Origin of the sequence: Modestobacter altitudinis (genome assembly GCF_005930475.1) — a bacterium.
GTDB classification, from domain to species: domain Bacteria; phylum Actinomycetota; class Actinomycetes; order Mycobacteriales; family Geodermatophilaceae; genus Modestobacter; species Modestobacter altitudinis.
On the sequence record NZ_SJEW01000048.1, the window covers coordinates 1 to 25088 of the forward strand.

At 73.1% G+C, this 25088-nt stretch carries 26 protein-coding genes; 25 read left to right on the forward strand and 1 reads right to left on the reverse strand.

All coding sequences use genetic code 11. The annotated features are described in order from the left end of the window. The first annotated feature begins 28 nt into the window (after positions 1-28). The 25 genes from argS to FHL79_RS16850 all read left to right on the forward strand — a co-directional run bounded on the left by argS (position 29) and on the right by FHL79_RS16850 (position 24403). Entirely contained in the window at positions 29-1690 is a 1662-nt protein-coding gene (argS, locus tag FHL79_RS16735) for an arginine--tRNA ligase (RefSeq protein WP_138759719.1), read from the forward strand. Then, positions 1687-3180, forward strand: a complete 1494-nt coding sequence (gene lysA, locus FHL79_RS16740) for a diaminopimelate decarboxylase (RefSeq protein ID WP_138759720.1) — start codon at positions 1687-1689, stop codon at positions 3178-3180. Before argS ends, lysA begins: the two co-directional genes overlap by 4 nt. Next, complete coding sequence (locus FHL79_RS16745; protein WP_138759721.1) at positions 3177-4475, forward strand: homoserine dehydrogenase; 1299 nt, start codon at positions 3177-3179, stop codon at positions 4473-4475. The genes lysA and FHL79_RS16745 overlap by 4 nt, the downstream gene beginning before the upstream one ends. A 131-nt stretch (positions 4476-4606) precedes the next feature. Beyond that, complete coding sequence (gene thrC / locus FHL79_RS16750; protein ID WP_138759722.1) at positions 4607-5704, forward strand: threonine synthase; 1098 nt, start codon at positions 4607-4609, stop codon at positions 5702-5704. Positions 5705-5707: 3 nt separating this feature from the next. After that, complete coding sequence (gene thrB / locus FHL79_RS16755) at positions 5708-6658, forward strand: homoserine kinase (RefSeq protein ID WP_246080892.1); 951 nt, start codon at positions 5708-5710, stop codon at positions 6656-6658. Between the two features lie 252 nt (positions 6659-6910). After that, on the forward strand, positions 6911-7309 hold the full coding sequence (locus FHL79_RS25870) for a Rho termination factor N-terminal domain-containing protein (RefSeq protein ID WP_246080893.1): 399 nt from the start codon (positions 6911-6913) through the stop codon (positions 7307-7309). 12 nt (positions 7310-7321) lie between these two features. Next, on the forward strand, positions 7322-9304 hold the full coding sequence (rho, locus tag FHL79_RS16760) for a transcription termination factor Rho (protein WP_246080895.1): 1983 nt from the start codon (positions 7322-7324) through the stop codon (positions 9302-9304). Positions 9305-9432: 128 nt separating this feature from the next. Further along, entirely contained in the window at positions 9433-9663 is a 231-nt protein-coding gene (gene rpmE, locus FHL79_RS16765) for a 50S ribosomal protein L31 (protein ID WP_026844564.1), read from the forward strand. 87 nt (positions 9664-9750) lie between these two features. Continuing rightward, positions 9751-10833: a peptide chain release factor 1 gene (gene prfA, locus FHL79_RS16770; protein WP_138759724.1), complete on the forward strand. Its 1083-nt coding sequence runs from the start codon at positions 9751-9753 to the stop codon at positions 10831-10833. A gap of 11 nt (positions 10834-10844) precedes the next feature. Further along, positions 10845-11684 (forward strand): peptide chain release factor N(5)-glutamine methyltransferase, encoded by an 840-nt coding sequence (gene prmC / locus FHL79_RS16775; RefSeq protein WP_138759748.1) that lies wholly within the window; start codon positions 10845-10847, stop codon positions 11682-11684. A 33-nt stretch (positions 11685-11717) separates the two neighbouring features. After that, a complete protein-coding gene (locus tag FHL79_RS16780; protein ID WP_246080899.1) occupies positions 11718-12377 on the forward strand; it encodes an L-threonylcarbamoyladenylate synthase in 660 nt (219 codons plus the stop codon). 255 nt (positions 12378-12632) lie between these two features. Next, the gene (gene glyA, locus FHL79_RS16785; RefSeq protein WP_138759725.1) at positions 12633-13940 is read left to right on the forward strand and encodes a serine hydroxymethyltransferase; all 1308 of its coding nucleotides are present in this window, start codon (positions 12633-12635) and stop codon (positions 13938-13940) included. Positions 13941-13944: 4 nt separating this feature from the next. After that, a complete protein-coding gene (locus tag FHL79_RS16790; RefSeq protein WP_246080901.1) occupies positions 13945-15237 on the forward strand; it encodes a glycosyltransferase family 4 protein in 1293 nt (430 codons plus the stop codon). Then, a complete protein-coding gene (locus FHL79_RS16795; protein WP_179966100.1) occupies positions 15234-15755 on the forward strand; it encodes a hypothetical protein in 522 nt (173 codons plus the stop codon). Before FHL79_RS16790 ends, FHL79_RS16795 begins: the two co-directional genes overlap by 4 nt. Before the next feature lie 14 nt (positions 15756-15769). Then, entirely contained in the window at positions 15770-16099 is a 330-nt protein-coding gene (locus tag FHL79_RS16800; protein WP_138759726.1) for an AtpZ/AtpI family protein, read from the forward strand. Then, the gene (atpB, locus tag FHL79_RS16805) at positions 16096-16923 is read left to right on the forward strand and encodes a F0F1 ATP synthase subunit A (RefSeq protein ID WP_138759727.1); all 828 of its coding nucleotides are present in this window, start codon (positions 16096-16098) and stop codon (positions 16921-16923) included. The genes FHL79_RS16800 and atpB overlap by 4 nt, the downstream gene beginning before the upstream one ends. 101 nt (positions 16924-17024) lie before the next feature. Further along, positions 17025-17252: an ATP synthase F0 subunit C gene (gene atpE / locus FHL79_RS16810; protein ID WP_138759728.1), complete on the forward strand. Its 228-nt coding sequence runs from the start codon at positions 17025-17027 to the stop codon at positions 17250-17252. A 47-nt stretch (positions 17253-17299) separates the two neighbouring features. After that, the gene (locus FHL79_RS16815) at positions 17300-17884 is read left to right on the forward strand and encodes a F0F1 ATP synthase subunit B (RefSeq protein WP_138759729.1); all 585 of its coding nucleotides are present in this window, start codon (positions 17300-17302) and stop codon (positions 17882-17884) included. Then, complete coding sequence (locus tag FHL79_RS16820) at positions 17884-18714, forward strand: F0F1 ATP synthase subunit delta (RefSeq protein ID WP_138759730.1); 831 nt, start codon at positions 17884-17886, stop codon at positions 18712-18714. Before FHL79_RS16815 ends, FHL79_RS16820 begins: the two co-directional genes overlap by 1 nt. Before the next feature lie 61 nt (positions 18715-18775). Continuing rightward, positions 18776-20413: a F0F1 ATP synthase subunit alpha gene (atpA, locus tag FHL79_RS16825; RefSeq protein ID WP_138759731.1), complete on the forward strand. Its 1638-nt coding sequence runs from the start codon at positions 18776-18778 to the stop codon at positions 20411-20413. 2 nt (positions 20414-20415) lie between these two features. Continuing rightward, positions 20416-21387 (forward strand): F0F1 ATP synthase subunit gamma, encoded by a 972-nt coding sequence (locus FHL79_RS16830; protein WP_138759732.1) that lies wholly within the window; start codon positions 20416-20418, stop codon positions 21385-21387. A 108-nt stretch (positions 21388-21495) separates the two neighbouring features. Beyond that, complete coding sequence (gene atpD / locus FHL79_RS16835) at positions 21496-22941, forward strand: F0F1 ATP synthase subunit beta (protein ID WP_138759733.1); 1446 nt, start codon at positions 21496-21498, stop codon at positions 22939-22941. A gap of 237 nt (positions 22942-23178) precedes the next feature. Further along, positions 23179-23418, forward strand: a complete 240-nt coding sequence (locus tag FHL79_RS16840) for a hypothetical protein (RefSeq protein ID WP_138759734.1) — start codon at positions 23179-23181, stop codon at positions 23416-23418. Positions 23419-23572: 154 nt separating this feature from the next. After that, positions 23573-23962 carry a F0F1 ATP synthase subunit epsilon gene (locus FHL79_RS16845; RefSeq protein ID WP_138759735.1) on the forward strand — a complete coding sequence of 130 codons (390 nt, stop codon included), beginning with the start codon at positions 23573-23575 and terminating at the stop codon, positions 23960-23962. Between the two features lie 36 nt (positions 23963-23998). Beyond that, on the forward strand, positions 23999-24403 hold the full coding sequence (locus tag FHL79_RS16850) for a DUF2550 domain-containing protein (RefSeq protein ID WP_138759736.1): 405 nt from the start codon (positions 23999-24001) through the stop codon (positions 24401-24403). Between the two features lie 75 nt (positions 24404-24478). On the opposite strand, the gene FHL79_RS16855 is transcribed toward FHL79_RS16850, so the two are convergent. Continuing rightward, positions 24479-25087 (reverse strand): cob(I)yrinic acid a,c-diamide adenosyltransferase, encoded by a 609-nt coding sequence (locus tag FHL79_RS16855; protein ID WP_138759737.1) that lies wholly within the window; start codon positions 25085-25087, stop codon positions 24479-24481. Position 25088: the final 1 nt, after the last annotated feature.

The following is a 25088-nucleotide window of genomic DNA, read 5'->3' on the forward strand; positions in this document are numbered from 1 at the left end:
GCGCGACAGGGCTCAGTACGCTGGATCGGTGACACCCGAGCAGCTCAGCGACGTCGTCCGGTCCGCACTCGCGGCGGCCGTGGAGCGCGGCGTGCTCGCGGTCGACGTCCCCACCGAGGTCGTCATCGACCGGCCGAAGAACCCCGAGCACGGCGACTACGCGACCAACGTGGCGCTTCGGCTGGCCAAGGCGGCGGGTCGGCCGCCGCGCGAGGTGGCCGAGGTGCTGGCCGCCGAGCTGCGCGCCGTGGACGGCATCGCCGGTGTCGACGTCGCCGGACCGGGGTTCCTCAACATCACCCTGGCCAAGGACGCGCTGGGCGCGATCGCCGTCCGCGCGGTCACCGCCGGCGAGGCCTACGGGCGCACCGACACCCTCGCCGGCCAGCGGCTCAACCTCGAGTTCGTCTCGGCGAACCCGACCGGACCGGTGCACATCGGCGGCACCCGCTGGGCCGCCGTCGGTGACGCGCTGGGCCGGCTGCTGACCGCCAGCGGCGCCGAGGTGTCCCGGGAGTACTACTTCAACGACGCCGGCGCCCAGATCGACCGGTTCGCCCGGAGCCTGATGGCGGCGGCGCAGGGGCAGCCCGTGCCCGAGGACGGCTACGCCGGGGACTACATCGGCGACATCGCGGCCGAGGTGGTCGCCGCCGAGCCGGGGGTGCTGGAGCTGCCCGCCGAGGAACAGCAGGAGCGGTTCCGGGTGCGCGGCGTCGAGCTGATGTTCGCCGAGATCAAGCGCAGCCTCGCCGGGTTCGGTGTCGTCTTCGACACGTACTTCTCCGAGAAGACGCTGCACGACAGCGGCGCGCTGGAGAAGGCGGTCGCCCGCCTCCGCGAGCAGGGGCACGTCTACGAGGCCGAGGGTGCGGTGTGGCTGCGGACGACGGACTTCGCCGACGACAAGGACCGGGTGCTCGTCAAGCGCGACGGCGAGCCGACCTACTTCGCCGCCGACTGCGCCTACTACCTGGACAAGCGGGAGCGCGGGTTCGACAAGGTCGTGATCATGCTCGGCGCCGACCACACCGGGTACGTGGGGCGGTACAAGGCGCTGGTCGCGGCGATGGGCGACGACCCGGGGGTGAACCTGGAGATCCTCATCGGCCAGCTGGTGAACCTGGTGCGCAACGGCGAGCCGGTGCGGATGAGCAAGCGGGCCGGCACGGTGGTCAACCTCGAGGACCTGGTCGAGGCGATCGGTGCCGACGCGGCCCGGTACGCACTGGCCCGGGCCTCGGTCGACCAGCAGATCGACCTGGACCTGGACGCCTGGACGCGGCAGACCAACGACAACCCGGTCTTCTACGTCCAGTACGCGCACGCCCGGATCTCCTCGCTGCTGCGCGGCGCGGGGGACCTCGGGCTGGTGCTGGGCGAGGCCGGCGACGTCGACACCTCGCTGCTGGCGCTGCAGCGGGAGGGCGACCTCCTGCGGGCGATCGGTGAGTTCCCCCGGGTGGTCGCCTCCGCCGCCGAGCTGCGGGCCCCGCACCGGGTGGCCCGGTACCTGGAGGAGCTGGCCGGCACCTACCACCGCTTCTACGACTCCTGCCGGGTGCTGCCACGCGGCGACGAGGAGGCGACCCCGCTGACCACCGCCCGGCTGTGGCTGTGCGCGGCGACCGCCACCGTCCTGCGCAACGGCCTGGCCGTGCTCGGGGTCTCCGCGCCGGAGCGGATGTGAGGGCGCACCCGGCCGGGCCGCTGCACGGGAACATCGCGCCGCCGCCCGCCGCCGGTCCCGCCCCGGCCGACCTCGGCGCACTCGACCCGCAGGTCTGGCCACGGTCGGCCCGCCGGGTCGACGGTGAGCTGCAGCTGGCCGGCCGCCGCGTCACCGACCTGGCCCGCGAGCACGGCACCCCGCTGTTCGTGCTGGACGAGACGGACTTCCGCAGCCGGGCCGCGGACTTCGCCGACGCCTTCGCCGGCGCCGACGTGCACTACGCCTCCAAGGCGTTCCTCTGCGGTCAGGTCGCGCGCTGGATCGCCGACGACGGCCTGCACCTGGACGCCTGCAGCGGCAACGAGCTCGCCGTCGCGCTGGCCGCCGGGTTCCCCGCCGAGCGGATCGCGCTGCACGGCAACAACAAGTCGCTGGTGGAGCTGCAGCTGGCGGTCGACGCCGGCATCGGCCACCTGGTGCTGGACTCCTTCGACGAGATCGACCGGTTGGTGCCGCTGGCCGAGGCCCGGGTCGCCGCGGGCGGTCAGCCGGTGCCGGTGCTGATCCGGTCGACGGTCGGCATCGAGGCGCACACCCACGAGTTCATCGCCACCGCCCACGAGGACCAGAAGTTCGGCTTCTCGCTGGCCACCGGTGACGCGCTGACCGCGGCGGTCCGGGTCATCCGGGAGCCGGCGCTGCGGCTGGCCGGCCTGCACAGCCACATCGGCTCGCAGATCTTCGACACCGCCGGGTTCGAGGCCGCCGCGCACCGCGTGGTCGGCCTGATGGGCCAGGTCCACCAGGCCACCGGTGAGCTGCTCGGCGAGCTGAACCTCGGCGGCGGCTTCGGCATCGCCTACCTCGCCGAGGACGACCCGGTCACCCCCGGCGACGTCGCCACGAAGCTGCGCTCGGTGGTCGCCGCGGAGTGCGCGGCGCTGGGCCTGCCGGTGCCGCGGCTGGCGGTCGAGCCCGGCCGGGCCATCGCCGGGCCCGGCACGGTCACCCTGTACGAGATCGGCACCATCAAGCCGGTCCGGCTCGGCGCCGGTGGCACCCCCGGCGCCCCGCTGGTGCGCAACTACGTGTCGGTCGACGGCGGGATGAGCGACAACATCCGCACCGCCCTCTACGACGCCAGCTACACCTGCGTGCTGGCCAACCGCAGCTCCGACGCCCCGCCGGCGCTCTGCCGGGTGGTGGGCAAGCACTGCGAGAGCGGCGACGTGCTGGTCCGCGACCTGTGGCTGCCCTCGGACGTCGTCCCCGGTGACCTGCTCGCGGTGGCCGCCACCGGCGCCTACTGCTGGTCGATGGCGAGCAACTACAACTACCTGCTCAAGCCGCCGGTGGTCGCCGTGCGGGACGGGGTCGCCACCGAGATCGTGCGACGGCAGACACTGTCCGACGTGTTCGCCCTCGACGCCGTCCTCGCCGACGTCCCCGCCCCCTCGCCGGCCATCGACCAGCCGGCGCCCGAGCACGCCGCAGGAGCCACCTCGTGAGTGATGCGCTGAAGGTCGCCCTGCTGGGCTGCGGGACGGTGGGGGGTGCGGTGCTGCGGCTGCTGACCGAGCAGTCCGACGACCTCGCCGCCCGGATCGGCCGGCGGGTCGAGGTGGCCGGGGTCGCCGTCCGCCGTCCCGACCACCACCCCGAGGTGCCCGCCGAGCTGCTCACCACCGACGCGCACGGCCTGGTCACCCGGCCCGACGTCGACCTGGTGGTCGAGGTGATCGGCGGCATCGAGCCGGCCCGCAGCCTGCTGCTGGCCGCCATCGGCGCCGGCAAGTCGGTGGTCAGCGCCAACAAGGCGCTGCTGGCCGAGGACGGCGTCGCGCTGCACGCCGCGGCCGGGCAGGCCGGGGTCGACCTGTACTACGAGGCCGCGGTCGCCGGGGCGATCCCGCTGCTGAGGCCGCTGCGCGAGTCGCTCGCCGGGGACCAGCTGCGCCGCGTCGTCGGCATCGTCAACGGGACGACGAACTACATCCTGTCCCGGATGGCGGAGACCGGCGCCGGCTTCGGCGAGGCGCTGGCCGAGGCGACCGAGGCCGGCTACGCCGAGGCCGACCCGACCGCGGACGTCGACGGCTTCGACGCCGCCGCCAAGGCCGCGATCCTCGCCTCGCTGGCCTTCCACACCACGGTCACCGCGGCCGACGTCCACCGCGAGGGCATCTCCGCGGTCTCCGCGATCGACGTGGCGCGGGCCGCGGAGATCGGCTGCACGGTGAAGCTGCTGGCCATCTGCGAGCGGGTCGCGGGGCCCGACGGCGCGGACGACGGGGTGGCCGTGCGGGTGCACCCGGCGATGATCCCGACCACCCACCCGCTGGCCGCGGTCGGTGGCGCGTTCAACGCCGTCTTCGTGGAGGCCGAGGCCGCCGGCGAGCTGATGTTCTACGGCCGCGGGGCCGGCGGGGAGCCCACCGCCAGCGCCGTCCTCGGCGACCTCGTCGCGGTGGCGCGCAACCGGCTGGCCGGTGCGGCCGGCCCGGGGACGACGGGTTACGCCGGGCTCACCGTCCGGCCGATGGCGGACACCCCGACGCGTTACCACGTGAGCCTCGACGTCGCGGACCGGCCGGGCGTGCTGGCGACGGTCGCGCACGAGTTCGCCGCCCACGGGGTCAGCATCGCCACCGTCCGCCAGGACGGGCACGGCGAGGCCGCCACGCTGGTGATCGTGACCCACCGGGCCCCGGACGCGGCGCTGTCGGCGACGGTGACCCGGCTGCGGGAGATGTCGGCCGTCCGGGCGGTGACCAGCGTGCTGCGGGTCGAGGGACTGGCCTGACCGACGTCGCCGTCGTGCCGCGCGGCGGGCACGGAGGTGCGAGGGGCCGAGACGGCCGCCCGTAGGATTCCCGTCGCTGTGCCGGGCCGCCCGCCGACCCCGGCCCGACGACCGTGCCGGGAGGGGCTGTCATGACCGGAGCACACACCCTGCGAGGTGCCGTCTCGCCGTACTGGCCTGGCCTGATCGAGGCCTACCGGGACCGGCTGCCGGTGAGCGACGCGACGCCGGTGGTGACGTTGCAGGAGGGCGCCACCCCGCTGGTGCCCGCGCCGGAGGTGTCCCGCCGCACCGGCTGCGACGTGTGGCTGAAGGTCGAGGGCGCGAACCCGACCGGCTCCTTCAAGGACCGCGGCATGACCATGGCCATCACCAAGGCCGTGGAGGAGGGCGCGCAGGCGGTGATCTGCGCGTCCACCGGCAACACCAGCGCCAGTGCCGCGGCCTACGCCGCCCGCGCCGGGCTGGTCTGCGCCGTGCTGGTGCCGCAGGGGAAGATCGCCACCGGCAAGCTCGCCCAGGCGCTGGTCCACGGGGCGAAGCTGCTGCAGGTCGAGGGCAACTTCGACGACTGCCTGGCGCTGGCCAGCAAGCTCGCCATCGACTACCCGGTGAGCCTGGTCAACAGCGTCAACCAGTACCGCATCGAGGGCCAGAAGACGGCGTCGTTCGAGGTCGTCGACGTCCTCGGGGACGCGCCGGACATCCACTGCCTGCCGGTCGGCAACGCCGGGAACATCACCGCCTACTGGCAGGGGTACCGGGAGTACTGCGACACGTCGGAGACCCCGGGCCCGGCCACCCGCACGCCGAGGATGTGGGGCTTCCAGGCCGCGGGCGCCGCGCCGATCGTCTCCGGCCAGGTCGTCCCGCACCCCGAGACGATCGCCACCGCCATCCGGATCGGGAACCCGGCGTCCTGGACCAAGGCGCTGGCCGCCCGGGACGACTCCGGCGGCCGGATCGACGCCGTCACCGACCGGGCGATCCTCGCCGCCTACCGGCTGCTCGCCCGCACCGAGGCCGTGTTCGTCGAGCCGGCGTCGGCGGCATCGGTCGCCGGGCTGCTGCAGGTCGCCGAGGCCGGCGGGCTCGAGCCCGGCCAGCGGGTGGTCTGCACCGTCACCGGCAATGGCCTCAAGGACCCGGAGTGGGCGATCTCCGGCGCCCCGGCGCCGGTCACCATCCCGGTGGACTCCGCCGCGGCCGCCGCGCAGCTGGGCCTCTGAGTGGTGCAGGCGGTCCGCATCCGGGTGCCGGCGACCAGTGCCAACCTCGGGCCGGCCTTCGACTGCGCCGGGCTCGCGCTGTCCTGCTGGGACTCCGTCGACGTCGCGGTGACCGACGGCGGGCTGGACGTCACGGTCACCGGGGCCGGCGCCGGCGAGCTGCCCACCGACGAGCGGCACCTGGTCGTGCGGGCCTTCCGCGCGGCCAGTGCCGAGCTGGGCTGGACGCCGCCCGGCCTGCGGCTGTCGGCGCGGAACGGGATCCCGCAGGGGCGGGGGATGGGCTCGTCGGCCGCGGCGGTGACCGCCGGCGTGCTGGCGGCCTGGTCGCTGTGCCCGGACGTCGCGGGCGTGGACGACGCGGCGGTGCTGCGGCTGTGCTCGGAGATCGAGGGTCACCCCGACAACGTCGCGCCGTGTCTGCTGGGCGGGGCGACCCTGTCCTGGACGACGCCGTCAGGTGCGCGGGCCGAACGGCTCACCGTCGACCCCCGGGTGGCGCCGGTGCTGTTCGTGCCGAGCGGGACGTTGTCCACCCACGTCGCCCGCGGGCTGCTGCCCGACGCGGTGCCGCACGCCGACGCAGCGCATGCAGCGGGACGCTCGGCGCTGCTGGTGCACGCGCTGACTCGCGAGCCCGGGCTGCTGTTCGAGGGCACCGAGGACCGGCTGCACCAGGCGCAGCGGGCACCGGCGATGCCCGAGAGCGCCGCGCTGCTGGCTGCCCTGCGGGCCGACGGTCACGCCGCCGTCGTCTCCGGGGCCGGGCCGTGCGTGCTCGCGCTGGCCGTCCTCGGCCACGACGAGCACGCCGGTGACCCGGGCTCCGCCGCCGAGGTCAGGGCGCTGCGGCGCAGCACGCCCGAGGGCTGGGAGTGCCGGGCGCTGCGGGTCGACCACACCGGGGCGGTCGTCGCACCGCTGGCGTCCGATCACGATCCTGTATCGTTCTGACCGTCCGGAACACACCTGCGAGGGACTGTGTTGTGGACGACGTCGGCCTGTGTCTAGGCTGGCTTCCGTAGCCGCCTCCGGGCGAGCCTCACGCGGGGAGTCCGCCGCGATCCGTCGCCGCTGGCCTGCCCCGCATCCACAGACCCGCCACTCCCGATCGCCGCGCCGAGTCCTCATCCGGGCTCTCGCCGTCCGGGAGCGGGTCACCTCCTGCGCTGGTAGGCGCAGGTCACCGCAGGGAAGGACCTGTACGTGAGCGAGACCACCGACCTCATCGACGGCGCGACCACCGCCCCGTCCGACGAGGCAGCTGCCGCCGCCGGGACGGCACCCCGATCCCGCCGCCGTGGCAGCGGACTGTCCGGGATGCTGCTGCCCGAGCTGCAGCGCCTGGCCGGCGAACTCGGCATCCCGGGCACCGGGAAGATGCGCAAGAGCGACCTCGTCGCCGCCATCTCCGAGCGGCAGGTGGGCGGGTCCAACGGCTCTGCCGACGCCCCGGCCGCGCCGGCTCCCCGGACGGACGACGCCGCGTCGTCCGCGCCGCTGGAGGCCCCGGTCTCCGGTGGTGCCAACGGCACCCCGGTGACACCGCCGGCCACCACCGGTCCGGCCACCGACACCCCGGCCGCCGAGCCGGCGGCCTGCTAGCCGGCGGCCGCCGTGAGCCCCGCTGCCCCGGCCGGGGCCGCGCCGACCGGCCGTCGCCGCCGCGGCGCGAGCCGCCCCGCCGGCGCCCCCACCGCCGACGCCGTGGTCGAGACCCCGAGCACCGACGCGTCCGCTGGTGCTGCTGAGCCGGCCGCCGAGACCCCGGCCGAGACCCCGGCCGAGACCCCGACCCAGACGTCGGACCCGGCCGAGGGGCGGCCGGAGGGTGAGCGCCCGCAGCGCAGCCGGAACCGGGATCGCGCCGAGCGGGCGCCCCGCGAGACCGCCGAGCGTCCCGCCCGGGACGGCGCCGAGCGGGCGCCCCGCGAGACGGCCGAGCGTCCTGCACAGGACGCCGCCGAGCGGGCTCCCCGCGACGCTGCCGAGCGCGAGGAGCGCCCCCGCGACGGGAACCGGGCCGAGCGGGACGGCGAGGAGCGCAGCGGCCGCAACCGCGGCGACGGTGACTCCGCCGGGAACCGCGGCGGCCGCAACCGCAGCGACGGTGCCCGCGACGGCAACCGCAACGACGGTGTCCGCGATGGCAACCGCAGCGACGGTGCCCGCGATGGCAACCGCAGCGACGGTGCCCGCGATGGCAACCGCGGCGACGGTGTCCGCGACGGCAACCGCAACGACGGCAACCGCAGCGACGGTGCTCGCGACGGCAACCGCAACGACGCTGTCCGCAACGAGCCCCGTCCCGACGCGCGCACCGACGAGGACGACGACGACTTCGAGGGTGGCGGCCGCGGTCGCCGGGGTCGCCGCTACCGGGACCGCAACCGCCGTGGCGGCAACGCCCCCGCCGGTCGCGAGCGCTTCGAGCAGGGCGAGCCGACCGTCAGCGAGGACGACGTCCTGCTGCCGGTGGCCGGGATCCTGGACGTGCTGGACAGCTACGCCTTCGTCCGCACGTCGGGGTACCTGACCGGCCCGAACGACGTCTACGTGTCGCTGTCCCAGGTGCGCCGGTACGGCCTGCGCCGCGGCGACGCCATCACCGGCGCCGTCCGCCAGCCCCGTGAGGGCGAGCGCAAGGACAAGTACAACGCCCTGGTCCGGCTGGACTCGGTCAACGGCCTCGACCCCGAGCAGGCCCGCAACCGGCCCGAGTTCACCAAGCTCACGCCGCTCTACCCGCAGGAGCGCCTGCGGCTGGAGACCGAGTCGCACCTGATGACAACCCGGATCATGGACCTGGTCATGCCCATCGGGAAGGGTCAGCGGGCGCTGATCGTCAGCCCGCCCAAGGCGGGCAAGACGATGGTGCTGCAGTCGATCGCCAACGCGATCTCGACGAACAACCCCGAGGTCCACCTCATGGTCGTGCTCGTCGACGAGCGCCCCGAGGAGGTCACCGACATGCAGCGGTCGGTGAAGGGCGAGGTCATCGCCTCGACCTTCGACCGGCCGCCGGCCGACCACACCACGGTCGCCGAGCTGTCGATCGAGCGGGCCAAGCGCCTGGTCGAGATGGGCCACGACGTCGTCGTCCTGCTGGACTCGATCACCCGGCTGGGCCGCGCCTACAACCTGGCGGCCCCCGCCAGCGGGCGCATCCTCTCCGGTGGTGTCGACTCCACGGCGCTGTACCCGCCCAAGCGCTTCCTCGGCGCCGCCCGCAACATCGAGAACGGCGGCTCGCTGACGATCATCGCCTCGGCGCTGGTCGAGACCGGGTCGACGATGGACACGGTCATCTTCGAGGAGTTCAAGGGCACCGGTAACGCGGAGCTCAAGCTGGACCGGCGGCTGGCCGACAAGCGGGTCTTCCCCGCCGTCGACGTGAACGCCTCCAGCACCCGCAAGGAGGAGATCCTCCTCTCACCCGACGAGCTGGCCATCGTGATCAAGCTCCGCCGGGTGCTGTCGGCGCTGGAGCCCCAGCAGGCGCTGGAGCTGCTGCTCGACCGGATGCGGAAGACCCGCAACAACATCGAGTTCCTCATGCAGGTGCAGAAGACGACGCTGGGCGTGGGCGACAAGGAGTGACCCGGCCGGTCGCGCCGGTCTCCCGTCTGGGAGACTGGTCGACCGAGCCTCCGCTGCCGGGTCACGCCCCAGCTCCCGGCGGCGTCCGAACCGAGCAGGTCCCGAGACCAGAGAGAGGGTGTACCGGCATGAAGGCCGACATCCACCCGGACTACCACGTCACCACCGTGACGTGTGGTTGCGGCAACACGTTCACCACCAAGAGCACGGCGCCCGGCGGCACGATGACCGTCGAGACCTGCTCGGCCTGCCACCCGTTCTACACGGGCAAGCAGCGCATCCTGGACACCGGTGGCCGCGTCGCCCGCTTCGAGAAGCGGTTCGGCAAGCGCAACGCCGGCGCTCCGGCCGACAAGTAGCACCTCCGACGGCGTCCGCCCGCACCCCCGCGCGTACTCGTGCGCGCGAAACCACGCGTACTCGTGCGCGCGAAACCACCTGGAGGGATGCCCGTGAGCAGTGCCGAGACCGGCAGCGACCGGCTCGCCGGCCTGCTCGCCGAGCACCGCGAGCTGGAGGCCGAGCTGGCCGACCCGGCGGTGCACGCCGACGCCGCCCGCGCCCGCCGGCTGGGGCGGCGCTACGCCGCGCTCGCCCCGGTGGTGGAGACCGTCCGCGCGCTGGACGCCGCCCGCGACGACCTGGGCGCCGCCCGCGAGTTCGCCGCCGAGGACGCCTCGTTCGCCCGTGAGGCCGAGCAGCTGGAGGCCACGGTCACCGACCTGACCGCCCGGCTGACCGAGCTGCTGCTGCCCAAGGACCCCGACGACGACAAGGACGTCATCCTCGAGATCAAGGCGGGGGAGGGCGGCGCGGAGTCCGCGCTGTTCGCCGGGGACCTGCTGCGGATGTACCTGCGCTACGCCGAGCGGCGGGGGTGGTCGACCGAGGTGCTGGACGCCGTCGACGCCGAGCTGGGCGGGTACAAGGACGTCGCGGTGGCCATCAAGTCACGCACCGACGAGGGCATCTTCGCCCGGCTGAAGTTCGAGGCCGGGGTGCACCGGGTGCAGCGGGTGCCGGTCACCGAGTCGCAGGGCCGGATCCACACCTCCGCAGCCGGGGTGCTGGTGCTGCCCGAGGCCGAGGAGGTCGACGTCACCGTCGACCCCAACGACCTGCGCATCGACGTCTTCCGCTCGTCGGGGCCGGGCGGGCAGAGCGTGAACACCACCGACTCCGCCGTCCGGATCACCCACCTGCCCACCGGCATCGTGGTCAGCTCGCAGAACGAGAAGAGCCAGCTGCAGAACCGCGAGTCCGCGCTGCGGGTGCTCCGGTCGCGGCTGCTGGCCGCCGCCCGCGAGGAGGCCGCCGCGACCGCGTCGGACCAGCGGCGCAGCCAGGTGCGCACGGTCGACCGCAGCGAGCGGGTGCGCACCTACAACTTCCCGGAGAACCGGATCTCCGACCATCGGGTCGGCTTCAAGGCGCACAACCTGGACGCCGTGCTCGACGGCGACCTGGACCCGGTGCTCGACGCGCTGACCGCCGCGCACACCACCGAGCTGCTGGCAGCCGGGTCCTGAACGCGCGCACGCTGCTCGCCGACGCGGCCCGCCGGCTGGCCGACGCCGGCGTCGAGTCCCCGCGGGTGGACGCCGAACTGCTGCTCGCGCACGTGCTCGCGGTGCCGCGCGGCCGGCTGCTCACCCTGGACGAGGTGCCCGCCGACGTGGCCGGCCGGTTCGCTGCGCTGCTGGACCAGCGGGCCTCGCGGGTGCCGCTGCAGCACCTCACCGGCACCGCTGCGTTCCGGCACCTCGAGCTCGCCGTCGGCCCCGGCGTCTTCGTGCCCCGCCCGGAGACGGAGCAGATCGCCGGCTGGGTGCTCGAGCGGATCGCCGGGCTCAGCGCGCCGACCGTCGTCGACCTGGGCACCGGCTCCGGCGCCATTGCCCTGGCGGTCGCCTCCGAGCACCCCGGTGCCCGGGTGGTCGCGGTCGAGCGGGACGCCGCGGCGATCGAGTGGACCCGGGTCAACGCCGGCACCCGGGCCGCGGCCGGCGACACCCCGGTGCAGGTGCTCGCCGGGGACATGACCGACCCGGGCCTGCTGCGCGAGCTGGACGGCTCGGTCGACGTCGTCGTCTCCAACCCGCCCTACGTCCCCGACGACGCCCGGCTGCCCCGCGAGGTGGCCGACCACGACCCGCCGCTGGCGCTGTGGGGTGGCCCGGACGGCCTGGACGTCGTCCGTGGGCTGCTCGTCACCGCCGCCCGGCTGGTGCGCCCGGGCGGCTGGCTGGGCATCGAGCACGCCGACCAGCAGGGAGGTGCGCTGCCGGCCCTGGTCCGCAGCGCCGGCGGCTGGACCGACGTCGCCGACAACGCCGACCTCGCCGGCCGACCGCGGTACACGACGGCCCGGCGGGCCTGAGCCGGTCCGCCGAGCCGGGGCGGGGGAGGGCAGGTGACAGACTCACGCCCCGTGGCCGACGTCTTCGACTGCAGCGACCCCGACCAGCGCGAGGCCGGCCTCACCGCCGCGGCCACGGCGCTGTCCCGCGGCGAGCTGGTCCTCCTGCCCACCGACACCGTCTACGGGGTCGCCGCCGACGCGTTCACCCCCGCGGCGGTCACCAAGCTGCTGGCGGCGAAGAACCGCGGCCGCAGCATGCCGGTGCCGGTGCTCATCGGCGAGGCCACGACGCTGGCCGGGCTGGTGGCGGTGGTCCCGCCGGTCGCCCACGAGCTCGCCGAGGCGTTCTGGCCCGGCGGGCTGACCCTGGTGGTCGAGCACGCACCGTCGCTGGCCTGGGACCTGGGGGAGGCGGAGGGCACGGTCGCCGTCCGGCTGCCCGACGACGAGGTCGCCCGGGACCTGCTGCGCCGCACCGGACCGCTCGCCGTCTCCAGCGCCAACCGCTCCGGCCGGCCGGCCGCCACCTCGGCCGCCGAGGCGCAGTACCAGCTGGGCGACCACGCCGCCGTCGTCCTGGACGGCGGCTCCCGCACCGGCTCGGCAGCCAGCACCATCGTCGACTGCACCGCGCCGACCCCGCGGGTGCTCCGCCTGGGCGCGATCGACCTCGACCGCCTCCGCGAGGTCGTCCCCGGCATCACGGACTGAGGCGGGCAGCACCGCCGGGAGCCCGGGGACGGGACGGACCCGCGGTGCGGAGCGCCGCTGTGCGGGGCCGGCGCGGGCCCGGAGGGTCCCAGCCGGCAACGCACGAAACAGCTCAGCGTGAGCCAGGGAACGGCACGTGGCCGCGGTGCGATCCGGAGGATCGCCATGTCACCGCGATACCGTGGTGCGACAGCCGCGCACCCGTCCAGTCCCGGCGCGCGGGTACCCGCACCGAGCTGCAGGAGTGCACCTCCGATGAGCACCCCCGCCACCACCCCGTACTGGGGACCCGACTTCGACGCCCTCGCGGCGTTCGACCCGGAGATCTCCGGCGTCGTCGTGGACGAGCTCGACCGGCTCCGCAACGGCCTGCAGCTCATCGCCAGCGAGAACTTCACCAGCCCGGCGGTGCTCGCCGCGCTGGGCAGCACGCTGTCGAACAAGTACGCCGAGGGTTACCCCGGCCGCCGGTACTACGGCGGCTGCGAGGTCGTCGACCGCGCGGAGGAGCTGGGGATCGCCCGGGCCAAGGAGCTCTTCGGCGCCGAGCACGCCAACCTGCAGCCGCACTCGGGGGCCAGCGCCAACCTGGCCGCCTACGGCGCCTTCCTGCAGCCTGGCGACACCCTGCTGGGCATGGCGCTGCCGCACGGCGGGCACCTGACGCACGGCACCAAGGTCTCCTTCTCCGGCAAGTGGTTCAACGCCGTGCAGTACGGGGTCGACCCGCAGACCGAGCACATCGACTACGACCAGGTCCGCGACCTGGCCCGCGAGCACCGCCCGAAGCTGATCATCGCCGGCGGCTCGGCGATCCCGCGGCTGATCGACTTCGCCGCGTTCCGGGAGATCGCCGACGAGGTCGGTGCCGTCTTCATGGTCGACGCGGCGCACTTCATCGGCCTGGTCGCCGGGAAGGCGATCCCCTCGCCGGTGCCCTACGCCGACGTCGTCACCTTCACCACGCACAAGGTGCTGCGCGGCCCCCGCGGCGGCGCGATCGTCTGCAAGGCCGAGCACGCCAAGGCCATCGACAAGTCCGCGTTCCCGATGATGCAGGGCGGACCGCTCATGCACGCCATCGCGGCCAAGGCGGTGAACCTCAAGGAGTGCCTCGCGCCTGCGTACCAGGTCTACGCCCGGCAGGTCGTCACCAATGCCCAGGCGCTCACCGAGGGCCTCGCCGCGGAGGGGCTGCGCCCGGTCGCCGGCGGCACGGACACCCACCTGGCGCTGCTGGACCTGCGCGAGGTCACCGACACCGCCGGTGAGCCGGTCACCGGCAAGGTGGCCGAGGCCCGCTGCGACGCCGCCGGCATCGTGCTGAACAAGAACGCGATCCCGTTCGACCCGCAGCCGGCGTCGGTCGCCTCCGGCATCCGGGTCGGCAGCCCGTCGGTCACGACGCAGGGGATGGTCGAGAGCGACATGAAGACGATCGCCTCGCTGATCGGCACCGCGATCCGGGACGCCGAGGGCGCCCGCACCGCGGAGGTCGCCGCGGGTGTCCGCGAGCTGGTGACCGCCCATCCGGCGTACCCCGAGCCCACCCGGACCGTCTGACCCCATGCGCGAGTACGCCGTCGTCCTCCTCGCTGCGGCGCTGGTCACCTTCCTGGCCACGCCGGTCGTCCGGGTGGCGGCGGTCCGGTTCCGGGTGATGGCCGAGGTCCGCGACCGGGACGTGCACGTCATCCCCACGCCCCGCGGCGGGGGGGTGGCGATGTACCTCGGGGTCGCAGCCGGGGTGCTGGTCGCCTCCCAGCTCCCCTCGCTGCAGCGCAGCTTCGAGTTCAGCACCCAGACCATCGCCGTCCTGGTCGCGGGCGGGCTGATCTGCCTGCTCGGGGTGCTCGACGACCGGTTCGGCCTGGACGCGCTCACCAAGCTGACCGGTCAGATCGCCGCAGCCGGGGTGATGGTGCTGCTCGGCGTCCAGCTGGCGTTCCTGTTCCTGCCGGTCGCCGACATCGGCACCCTGTCGCTGGGGCCGGACGTCGGCGTGCCGGCGACGATCCTGCTCACCGTGTTCACCGTGAACGCGCTGAACTTCATCGACGGCCTGGACGGCCTGGCCGCGGGGGTCTCCGCGATCGCCGCGCTGGCCTTCTTCGCCTACAGCTACCACCTGGGGCTGGTCGGCTACGACGACGTCGCGAGCGCTCCCGCGCTGATCACCGCCGTGCTCGCCGGTGCCTGTCTGGGCTTCCTGCCGCACAACTTCAGCCCGGCCCGGATCTTCATGGGCGACTCCGGCTCGATGCTGGTGGGGCTCATGCTGTCGGCGGCCGCGGTCTCGGCGACCGGCCAGACGGACTCCCAGACGCTCGGGTCGGCGGCCAACCTGCTGCCGCTGACCCTGCCGCTGCTGGTGCCGTTCGCCGTCCTCTTCATCCCGTTCATCGACCTCGTCATGGCCGTGATCCGGCGGACCCGACGGGGTCAGTCTCCGTTCAGCCCGGACAAGCTGCACCTGCACCACCGGCTGCTGTCGATCGGGCACTCGCACCGCCGGGCAGTGCTGATCATGTACTTCTGGGCCGCCCTGCTCAGCTTCGGCGCCGTCGCCCTGTCCATCACCGGGGGGACCGTCGAGGTGCTCGTCATCATCGGCGCCCTGCTGGTGGTCGGGGTCGTGGTCGTGCTGAGCCCGCGGGCCCGCCGCGCGGCGATCGCCGCCCGGGAGGCCGAACTGGCTGCCCTCAAGGAGCGCAGCCGCGCCGCGCACCCGGCCAGCCGGACGTCCCGCGGCCCGGCGTCGCCACCCGCGGCACCGGACGCATCGGCCGGCCCCGGACCGCTGCCCGGTCCGGTCGCAGGTCCGGTCGTCACGAGCCGGACGGCGGGGGTGCGGCGATGAGCAGCGCTGCCCCGGCAGCCGCCGGCGGCCCGGTGTGGGACCTCGCCTTCCTCCGGGCGGGACTGCTGGCCACCCTGCCGGTGGCCGCGGTCGGCGCCCTCGTGGTCGGCGTCGTGCTGGGCTGGGCCGCCGCCGTCAGCGTGCTGGTCGGCGCAGCCGTGGTGACGGGCTTCTTCTGCGTCTCCGGGGCGGTGATCGCCTGGGCCGGCCGGGTGGGTGACGCGTTCACCCTGCCGGCTGCGCTGGGCACCTTCGTCCTCAAGGTGGCCGTGATCGCCGCGGTCTTCCAGTCCCTGCCGACCGACGGCTGGCTCGACCTCGCGGTGCTCGCCTGGACGGTCATCGCCGGTGCGCTCCTCTGGAGCGTCGTCCAGGGGCGCTGGGTTTGGACCCGCCAGCTCTATTACGTCACGCCACCTGCACCGCCCGCAGCAGCCGCGGAGGAACGCACAGCGACCGCTCAGCCACCGGCGACCGGTCCTGCGGCGGACCCGGAAACCCGCACGACACGCGGCTGATAGGGTCCGATCCGATGGCCGAGGACAGTCCCGCACATGGGGGCACCCGACCGCGACCCGAGAAGCCAGACGCACGCCAGCCCAGTGGGGCTGATGTCGGCTGGGGGATCACCGGCACGATGCTGTCGGGGATCATCGTCTGGGGTGGCGCAGGGTTGGCGCTCGACCGCTGGCTGGGCACGCAGTTCATCGCCCTGATCGGCGTCCTCCTCGGCCTCGGTGTCGCGATCTACCTCATCATCGTGAAGTACGCCCCACCCGTGCCGCCGACCGGCACGGGAGCACGACGAACCCCCAGGGGTGGCCGACCGAGTCAACCCAGGACGCAGAAGGGACAACGGTGACCTCCAGCGCCCTCGCGCTCGTCAACGTCCTCGCCGCCGAGGGCGGCGATGGCAGCGGCTTCGAGTCGCCGACCATCGAGGAGTTCTACCCCGAGTCGCTCGTGTCGTTCTCGGTGTTCGGCATCGACTTCGAGTTCACCCGCATCACGTTCATCCTGATCATCGCGACAGCGCTGATCCTGGCTCTGCTGGTGGCCGCCATGCGCCGGCCGGGGATCGTGCCGGGCAAGATGCAGTGGCTGGCCGAGAGCGGTTACTCGGTGGTCCGGGACGGCATCGCGCGGGACGTCATCGGCCCCAAGGGCCTGCCGTTCGCACCGTTCCTCGGGTCGCTCTTCTTCTTCATCCTCGCGAACAACGCGATGAGCATCGTGCCGTTCCTGCAGATCTCGCCGATGAGCCGGTTCGCGTTCCCGCTGGTGCTCGCCGTGTTCGTCTGGATCCTCTACAACTACGTCGGCATCCGTGAGCAGGGCGCCGGCCGGTACTTCAAGGACGCTGCCGTCCCGCCGGGCGTTCCCGCGGCGGCGCTGATCCTGGTGACCCCGATCGAGCTGCTGCAGGTGTTCATCATCCGGCCGTTCACGCTGGCCGTCCGGCTCTTCGCCAACATGTTCGCCGGCCACATGCTGCTCGTCGTCTTCTCCCTCGGTGCGGTCTACCTGATCCAGGTCGGCAACTTCTCGGCTGTCTTCGCCCCGCTCTCGCTGCTGATGGCGATCGTGATGACCTTCTTCGAGCTGCTGGTCATCGTGCTGCAGGCCTACGTCTTCACCGTGCTGACGGCCACCTACCTCAACGGTTCGGTCGAGCCCGCTCACTGATCCACCGCGCCACCGCACGAACCCTTGATCTGCACCACCCGCAGGACCCCGCCAGCCGCCCGGAACTGTCCGGGCGACCGACACAGGAGGAACACCCCGAAATGGACGTTCTGGCAGAACTGACCGGCAGCATCGGCTCCGTCGGTTACGGCCTCGCCGCGATCGGCCCCGGCATCGGTGTCGGTGTGGTGTGGGCGGCCTACATCCAGGCCACCGCCCGCCAGCCCGAGTCCGCCGGTCTGACCCGTACCTACGCCTTCCTCGGTGCCGCCCTGTCCGAGGCGCTCGCGCTCATCGGCCTGGTCGTCCCCTTCATCTTCGGGCAGTGACGTCCCCTCTCCGGGCCGTTCTCAGCTGACGTAGGGACGTGCAGAACATGAACATCCTGGCCGCAGAGGAGCACAACCCGCTGATCCCGCCGGTCGGCGAGATCATCGTGGGCATCATCGCCTTCGCGATCCTCTACTTCGTGCTGGCCAAGTTCGTCTTCCCGCAGATGGAGAAGACGTTCGTGGCCCGGCGTGAGGCGATCGAGGGCGGCATCGAGCGTGCCGAGGCCATGCAGGCCGAGGCGAAGGCGGCGCTCGAGCAGTACCGCGCCCAGCTCGCCGAGGCGCGCACGGAGGCGGCGCAGATCCGCGACGCCGCCCGCGCCGAGGGGCAGCAGATCATCGAGGAGCTCCGCGCGCAGGCGCAGGAGGAGTCGGCCCGCATCGTCGCCCGCGGCGAGGAGCAGCTCGCTGCTTCCCGCCAGCAGGTGGTCACCGAGCTGCGCGGTCAGATCGGCACCCTCGCGGTCGACCTGGCCGGCCGGGTGGTCGGCGAGTCCCTGGCCGATGACGCCCGCCGCAGTGGGACCGTGGACCGGTTCCTCGACGACCTCGACGGCATGACCGCGGCCAGCAGCAGCAGCGACGGCCGTGGGGGCAGCTCGGTGTACGTCCCGCAGGACGCCCGCTGATGCACGCTTCCAGCCGGGCGGCGATGGAGCAGTCGCGGCAGGCACTGCTGGCGCAGACCGGTGGCGCCCGCAGCCGCGCCCGCGGCGAGGCGCTGCTGACGCTGGCCGACGAGCTGTTCGCCGTGGCGCACCTGCTCGACGGTCAGCTCTCCCTGCGCCGGGCCCTGTCCGATGCGTCGATGCGGCCCGACGACCGCGCCGGACTGACCCAGCGCCTGTTCGGCGGCAAGGTCGGCGACGCCACGCTCGACGTCCTGCAGACCGTGGCCCGGCAGCGTTGGTCGCGCCCGCTGGACCTGGTCGAGGCGACCGAGACGCTGGCCACCGAGGCGGCGCTCGACGCCGCCGACGCACGAGGTGAGCTGGCCGACGTCGAGGACGAGCTGTTCCGGTTCAGCCGGATCGTGGCCGGCGACGACGACCTGGCCCGGATCCTCGGCAACCGGTCGGCACCCCGTGAGGGCAAGACCGCGCTGCTGGACCGGCTGCTGTCGGGCAAGGCCAGCCCGGTCACCGAGCGGCTCGTGCGGAACGCACTGACCAGTTCGCACGTCCACAGTGCGGAGAACGAGATCGAGCGGTTGTCCACCGCGGCGGCCCGACGGCGCGGCCAGTCGGTCGCGCACGTGGTCAGCGCGGTGCCGCTGTCGAGCAGCCAGGAGCAGCGGCTGGTCGGCGTGCTCGAGCGCATCTACGGGAGGACCATGGGCCTGCAGGTCCAGGTCGACCCCGAGGTGCTCGGGGGTCTCGTCATCCGGGTCGACGACGAGGTCATCGACGGCTCCATCGCCCACCGACTCGAGGCCGCCGGCCGGCGGCTGGCCGGCTGACCCCGGCCGCACCGACCGACCGACTCACCACAGCCACACCAGCAGAAGAGGACGCGAAGCCATGGCCGAGCTGACGATCTCCGCGGACGAGATCCGCAGTGCCATCCAGAACTACGTCACCGACTACACCCCGGACGTCTCCCGCGAGGAGGTCGGTGTCGTCACCGAGGCCGGCGACGGCATCGCCCGGGTCGAGGGCCTGCCCTCGGTGATGACCAACGAGCTCCTCGAGTTCGAGGGCGGGGTGCGCGGCCTGGCCCTGAACCTCGACGTGCGCGAGGTCGGTGTGGTCATCCTCGGTGACTTCGCCGGCATCGAGGAGGGCCAGACGGTCCGCCGCACCGGTGAGGTGCTCTCCGTCCCCGTCGGCGACGGCTACCTCGGCCGGGTCGTCGACCCGCTGGGCAACCCGATCGACGGTGCCGGCGAGATCGCCACCACCGGCCGTCGCGCGCTGGAGCTGCAGGCGCCGACCGTGGTGCAGCGGCAGTCGGTGCACGAGCCCATGCAGACCGGCATCAAGGCGATCGACGCCATGACGCCGATCGGTCGTGGCCAGCGCCAGCTGGTCATCGGTGACCGGCAGACCGGCAAGTCGGCCATCGTGCTGGACACGATCATCAACCAGAAGCAGGCCTGGGCCACCGGCGACCCGAACCAGCAGGTGCGGTGCATCTACGTGGCGGTCGGCCAGAAGGGCTCCACCATCGCGGCCACCCGGGCCGCCCTGGAGGACGCCGGCGCGATGGAGTACACGACCATCGTCGCCGCGCCCGCGTCCGAGGCCGCCGGCTACAAGTACATCGCCCCCTACACCGGCTCGGCCATCGGCCAGCACTGGATGTACGAGGGCAAGCACGTCCTGATCGTCTTCGACGACCTGTCCAAGCAGGCCGAGGCCTACCGCGCGGTGTCCCTGCTGCTGCGCCGTCCGCCGGGCCGCGAGGCCTACCCCGGCGACGTCTTCTACTTGCACTCCCGCCTGCTGGAGCGCTGCGCGAAGCTCTCCGACGAGCTCGGCGCCGGCTCGATGACCGGTCTGCCGCTGATCGAGACCAAGGGCAACGACGTCTCGGCCTACATCCCGACCAACGTCATCTCGATCACCGACGGGCAGATCTTCCTCGAGACCGGTCTGTTCAACTCCGGTGTGCGCCCGGCGATCAACGTCGGCGTCTCGGTGTCCCGGGTGGGTGGCTCCGCGCAGATCAAGGCCATGAAGTCCGTCGCCGGACGGCTCCGCCTGGACCTGGCCCAGTTCCGCGAGCTCGAGGCCTTCGCCTCGTTCTCCTCGGACCTGGACGCCTCCAGCCGGGCCACCCTGGACCGCGGTCAGCGCCTGGTCGAGCTGCTCAAGCAGGGGCAGTACTCGCCCTACCCGGTCGAGCGCGAGGTCGTCTCGCTGTGGCTGGGCACCACCGGCAAGCTGGACAAGGTGCCGGTCCCCGACGTCCGCCGCTTCGAGTCCGAGTTCCTCGAGTTCATCGGCCGCGGCGACAACCCGATCTTCGACACCATCCGTGAGTCGAAGAAGCTCGACGACGACACGGTGGGCAGCCTGGAGCGGGCCGTCGAGACCTTCTACGGGCAGTTCACCACCTCCGACGGTGAGTCGCTGCAGGTCAACGACCCCGAGGTCGAGGCCCTGGACGCCAGCCAGCGCGGCCAGGAGACCGTCCAGGTCAAGCGGAGCGCCTGACCATGGCCGGTTCCCTCCGCGCGTTGCGGCGCCGGATCCGCTCCACCCAGTCGACGAAGAAGATCTTCTCGGCCCAGGAGCTGATCGCCGGTGCCCGCATCGTCCGCGCCCAGAACCGGGTGGAGGCCTCGAAGCCCTACGCCAGGGAGATCACCCGGGTGCTGTCCGCGCTCGCCGGCTCGGCGAGCCTGGACCACCCGCTGCTCACCGAGCGGACCGATGCCCGCCGGGTGGCGGTCCTGGTGATCACCTCTGACCGCGGGTTCGCGGGCTCCTACAACGTCAACGTCCTGCGCCGCACCGAGGAGCTCCTCGGGCTGCTGCGCAACGAGGGCAAGGAGCCGGTGCTCTACGTCGTCGGCCGCAAGGGGGAGACCTACTACCGGTTCCGCGACCGCGAGTTCGCGGAGTCCTGGACCGGCTTCTCCGAGCAGCCGAACTACTCCGATGCACAGGAGGTCGGCCGCGCGCTCATCGACGCCTTCACCGCCGGTGAGGACGACGACGAGGGCGGCGCGGGTGCCGACGGCATCCTCGGCGTGGACGAGCTGCACATCGTGTTCACCGAGTTCCGCTCGTTGCTCTCGCAGGTCCCCGTGGCCAACCGGATGGCTCCGTTGGTCGTCGAGGAGGTCGAGGAGTTCAGCGACGAGCAGCGCGCGGCCCAGGACGGGTCGGGGCGCAGCAGCGAGGTCCCGACCTCCTACGAGTTCGAGCCGTCGGCCGAGGCGCTGCTGGACGCGCTGCTGCCGAAGTACGTCACCACCCGCATCTACGCGGCGATGCTCGAGGCAGCCGCCTCGGAGTCGGCCTCGCGGCGGCGGGCGATGAAGTCGGCGTCGGACAACGCCGAGGAGCTGGCGAAGAACCTCGCACGGCAGGCCAACCAGGCCCGGCAGGCGGAGATCACCCAGGAGATCAGCGAGATCGTCGGCGGCGCCGACGCGCTGGTGTCCGCAGGCAGCGACGACTGAGACGCGGCACGCACCACTGAGCACGGCCCCGCTCGCGGCAGCAACGACCGCGGGCGGGGACACTGAAGACGTAGGACCACCGAGCCCCAGGGCAGGAGAGCAACACAGATGACCGTCACCGAGGACCGTCCGAGCACCCAGGAGACCACCGGCGCCGGCCGGGTCGTCCGGGTCACCGGGCCGGTCGTCGACGTCGAGTTCCCCCGCGACGCGATGCCCGACCTGTTCAACGCGCTCAGGGTCGAGGTCACCCTGGCCGACCTGGGCAAGACGCTGACCCTCGAGGTCGCCCAGCACCTGGGTGACAACGTGGTCCGCACCATCTCCATGGCCCCGACCGACGGCCTGGTCCGCGGCGCCGAGGTCCGGGACACCGGGTCCGCGATCTCCGTGCCGGTCGGTGAGGCCGTCACCGGGCACGTGTTCAACGCGCTCGGCGAGTGCCTGGACACCCCCGGCTACGGCACGGACGCCCCGCACTGGACGATCCACCGGCACGCGCCCAAGTTCGACCAGCTCGAGGGTCGCACCGAGCTGCTCGAGACCGGCATCAAGGTCATCGACCTGCTGACGCCGTACGTCAAGGGCGGGAAGATCGGCCTGTTCGGTGGGGCCGGCGTGGGCAAGACCGTGCTGATCCAGGAGATGATCCGCCGCGTCGCCCAGGAGTTCGGTGGCGTCTCGGTGTTCGCCGGCGTCGGTGAGCGCACCCGCGAGGGCAACGACCTCATCACCGAGATGACCGAGTCCGGCGTCATCAACTCGACCGCGCTGGTCTTCGGCCAGATGGACGAGCCGCCGGGCACCCGGCTCCGGGTCGCCTTGTCGGCGCTGACCATGGCCGAGTACTTCCGTGATGAGATCGGGCAGGACGTGCTGCTCTTCATCGACAACATCTTCCGGTTCACCCAGGCGGGCTCCGAGGTCTCCACGCTGCTGGGCCGCATGCCCTCCGCCGTGGGCTACCAGCCGACCTTGGCCGACGAGATGGGCGAGCTGCAGGAGCGGATCACCTCCACCCGTGGCCGGTCGATCACCTCGCTGCAGGCGATCTACGTGCCCGCCGACGACATCACCGACCCGGCGCCGCACACCACGTTCGCCCACCTGGACGCGACGACGGTGCTCTCCCGGCCGATCTCGGAGAAGGGCATCTACCCGGCCGTCGACCCGCTGGACTCCACCAGCCGGATCCTCGACCCGCAGTACCTCGGGCAGGAGCACTACGACACCGCCCGCGAGGTCCAGCGGATCCTGCAGCGCTACCAGGAGCTGCAGGACATCATCGCCATCCTCGGCATCGACGAGCTCGGTGAGGAGGACAAGGTCACCGTCAACCGGGCCCGTCGCATCGAGCGGTTCCTCTCCCAGAACATGTTCGTCGCCGAGGCGTTCACCGGGCAGCCGGGGTCCTACGTCCCGCTGACCGAGACGCTGCAGGCGTTCAAGGCGCTGACGGTCGGCGAGTACGACCACGTGCCGGAGCAGGCCTTCTTCATGTGTGGTGGCCTCGAGGACCTCGAGCGCAACTACGACAAGCTGAAGAAGAGCTGACGAAGCACCCCTTCGTCCGGCCGGGCACCCCTCACGGGGTGCCCGGCCGGTTTCGTCTCCGGACCCGGGGCGGGCCGGTCGACGGCTCTGGAGCGTGGGGGCTCGGGCACGGGCCGTCCTGAACCGCCATCCCTTCGGGTGGTGGTGAGCCGCGGGGTGTCCACACCGGCCGCGGAGCGACCGATCATGCTCGTAGTGCGTCCGAGCAGCGGACGCCCCGTCCAGGAGCAAGGGCGCGTGCACAGAACAAGGACCTCCCTGCCCCCCGCCACTCGCGAGCCCGCGGCGGGGCCCTGCAGCGAGGCCGAGGACCCACCGCGCCCGGACGCCGCACTCGAGTGGAGCTGGCCGCCCTACGCGCCGGTCGAGGCCGACGACGAGCCGTTCGACACCCAGGAGTGGGCGCCGTCCTCGGTGGTCTCGCACCCACGGCTCCGGGTGGGGCGCTGGACGTTGCTGTACCGCCGCTCCGCCTGACGGAGCACCCCGCTGCCGCACGGCACGGCCGGGCTGCGGGGCGGCGTGTCCCGCCCCGCCGCTAGAGTGGGCACTGATCCGTCGCCGAGTCCGTCCGGGCCGGCGACCCCGCACTGCCGGCCTGACCGCCGGCCGGTGGAACCCGAGGAGTGTCGTGGCGACCCTGCAGGTCGAGCTCGTGGCCGTGGAGAAGATGATCTGGTCCGGAGAGGCCAGCATGGTCATCGCCCGCACGACCGAGGGCGAGCTCGGTGTGCTGCCCGGTCACGCCCCGCTGCTCGGGGAGCTCGCGCCCGGCGGTGTCGTGCGGATCCGCCCCGAGTCCGGCGAGGACCTCGTCGTCGCGGCGCACGGCGGCTTCCTCTCCGTCACCGAGCGGGGCGTCTCGATCCTCGCCGAGACCGCGGAGATCTCCACCGACATCGACGTGGAGCGCGCTCGCGAGGCGCTGCGCCGTGCCGAGCAGGACGGCGACGACCCCGACGCCGTCGCCGCCGCCCGCCGCGCGCAGTCCCGGCTCCGCGCCGCCGGCCAGGACGCCTGAGCCCCGCACCTCGCTCCCGCCGACAGCAACCTCCCGGTGACCACCGCTCTCCTGGTCCTCGTCGGGTTGTTGCTCGTCGCCCTGGTGGCCGCGTTCCTGCTGCGCCGGCGGTTCCTGCTCTCCGGTCTGGGCGCGGTCACCATGTGGTTGCGGCCCCCGGGGGCAGCGCGGTGGGCCGTCGGCGTCGCCTGGTACTCCGGTGAGACCCTGCTCTGGTACCGGGCGCTGTCGCTGTCGGTCCGGCCGAACCGGCGGCTGTGCCGCTCGCAGTTCCAGATCGACGCCCGCCGCCGCCCCACGGGTGAGGACCTCTCCCTGCCCGCCGACAGCGTGATCCTCACCTGCCGCACCGGCGCCGGCCCGCAGGAGCTGGCGATGGACTCCTCGACCGTGACCGGCTTCCTCTCCTGGATCGAGTCGGCCCCGCCCGTCGACCGTTGAAGGACCCTGTCCTCCTCATCCCTCGCACGCTCGGGACGAGCCTCTGGACAGGGCCGTTCCAGGTGTCGGTCGAGATCAGGCCTTGCGGTTCGCGGTGCGTTGGGCGTGGGCGCCGCTGTGGGCGCCGGGCTCCCAGAGCACGTCACCGTCGGGGTTGGCGGCCCGGGCCAGGATGAAGAGCAGGTCCGACAGCCGGTTGAGGTAGCGCGCCGTCTCCGGGTTGGTGCGCTCGCCGTCGGCCTCCAGCAGGCTCCACACGCTGCGCTCGGCCCGCCGGGCCACGGTGCGCGCGGTGTGCAGCAGCGCAGCGAGCGGGGTCCCGCCGGGCAGCACGAACGAGGTGAGCGCGGGCAGCGCGGCGTTCTGCTCGTCGCAGGCGGCCTCGAGGCGCTCGGTGTAGGCGGCGGTCACCCGCAGCGGCGGGTGCTCCGGCGCCTCCTGCACGGGCGTGGAGAGGTCGGCGCCGACGTCGAACAGGTCGTTCTGCACACTGCGCAGCAGTTCGGTGACCGCTGCGGACGGAGCGCCCAGTGCGATCGCCACCCCGAGCGCGCTGTTGGCCTCGTCGACGTCGGCGTAGGCCACCAGCCGGGGATCGGTCTTGGCCACCCGGGACATGTCGCCGAGGTGGGTCTGCCCGGCGTCACCGGTGCGGGTGTAGATGCGGGTGAGCCGGACCGTCATG

Bases quoted from the DNA above. Each gene is read 5' to 3' on its own strand.
- prfA (WP_138759724.1), top strand. From the start codon at position 9,751: ATGCCCGTGAGCAGTGCCGAGACCGGCAGCGACCGGCTCGCCGGCCTG.
- atpA (WP_138759731.1), top strand. From the start codon at position 18,776: ATGGCCGAGCTGACGATCTCCGCGGACGAGATCCGCAGTGCCATCCAG.
- FHL79_RS16830 (WP_138759732.1), top strand. From the start codon at position 20,416: ATGGCCGGTTCCCTCCGCGCGTTGCGGCGCCGGATCCGCTCCACCCAG.
- FHL79_RS16795 (WP_179966100.1), top strand. From the start codon at position 15,234: ATGAGCAGCGCTGCCCCGGCAGCCGCCGGCGGCCCGGTGTGGGACCTC.
- FHL79_RS16820 (WP_138759730.1), top strand. From the start codon at position 17,884: ATGCACGCTTCCAGCCGGGCGGCGATGGAGCAGTCGCGGCAGGCACTG.
- FHL79_RS16855 (WP_138759737.1), bottom strand. From the start codon at position 25,087: ATGACGGTCCGGCTCACCCGCATCTACACCCGCACCGGTGACGCCGGG.
- FHL79_RS16790 (WP_246080901.1), top strand. From the start codon at position 13,945: ATGCGCGAGTACGCCGTCGTCCTCCTCGCTGCGGCGCTGGTCACCTTC.
- glyA (WP_138759725.1), top strand. From the start codon at position 12,633: ATGAGCACCCCCGCCACCACCCCGTACTGGGGACCCGACTTCGACGCC.
- FHL79_RS16815 (WP_138759729.1), top strand. From the start codon at position 17,300: ATGAACATCCTGGCCGCAGAGGAGCACAACCCGCTGATCCCGCCGGTC.
- thrC (WP_138759722.1), top strand. From the start codon at position 4,607: ATGACCGGAGCACACACCCTGCGAGGTGCCGTCTCGCCGTACTGGCCT.
- atpE (WP_138759728.1), top strand. From the start codon at position 17,025: ATGGACGTTCTGGCAGAACTGACCGGCAGCATCGGCTCCGTCGGTTAC.
- FHL79_RS16800 (WP_138759726.1), top strand. From the start codon at position 15,770: ATGGCCGAGGACAGTCCCGCACATGGGGGCACCCGACCGCGACCCGAG.
- atpD (WP_138759733.1), top strand. From the start codon at position 21,496: ATGACCGTCACCGAGGACCGTCCGAGCACCCAGGAGACCACCGGCGCC.
- rpmE (WP_026844564.1), top strand. From the start codon at position 9,433: ATGAAGGCCGACATCCACCCGGACTACCACGTCACCACCGTGACGTGT.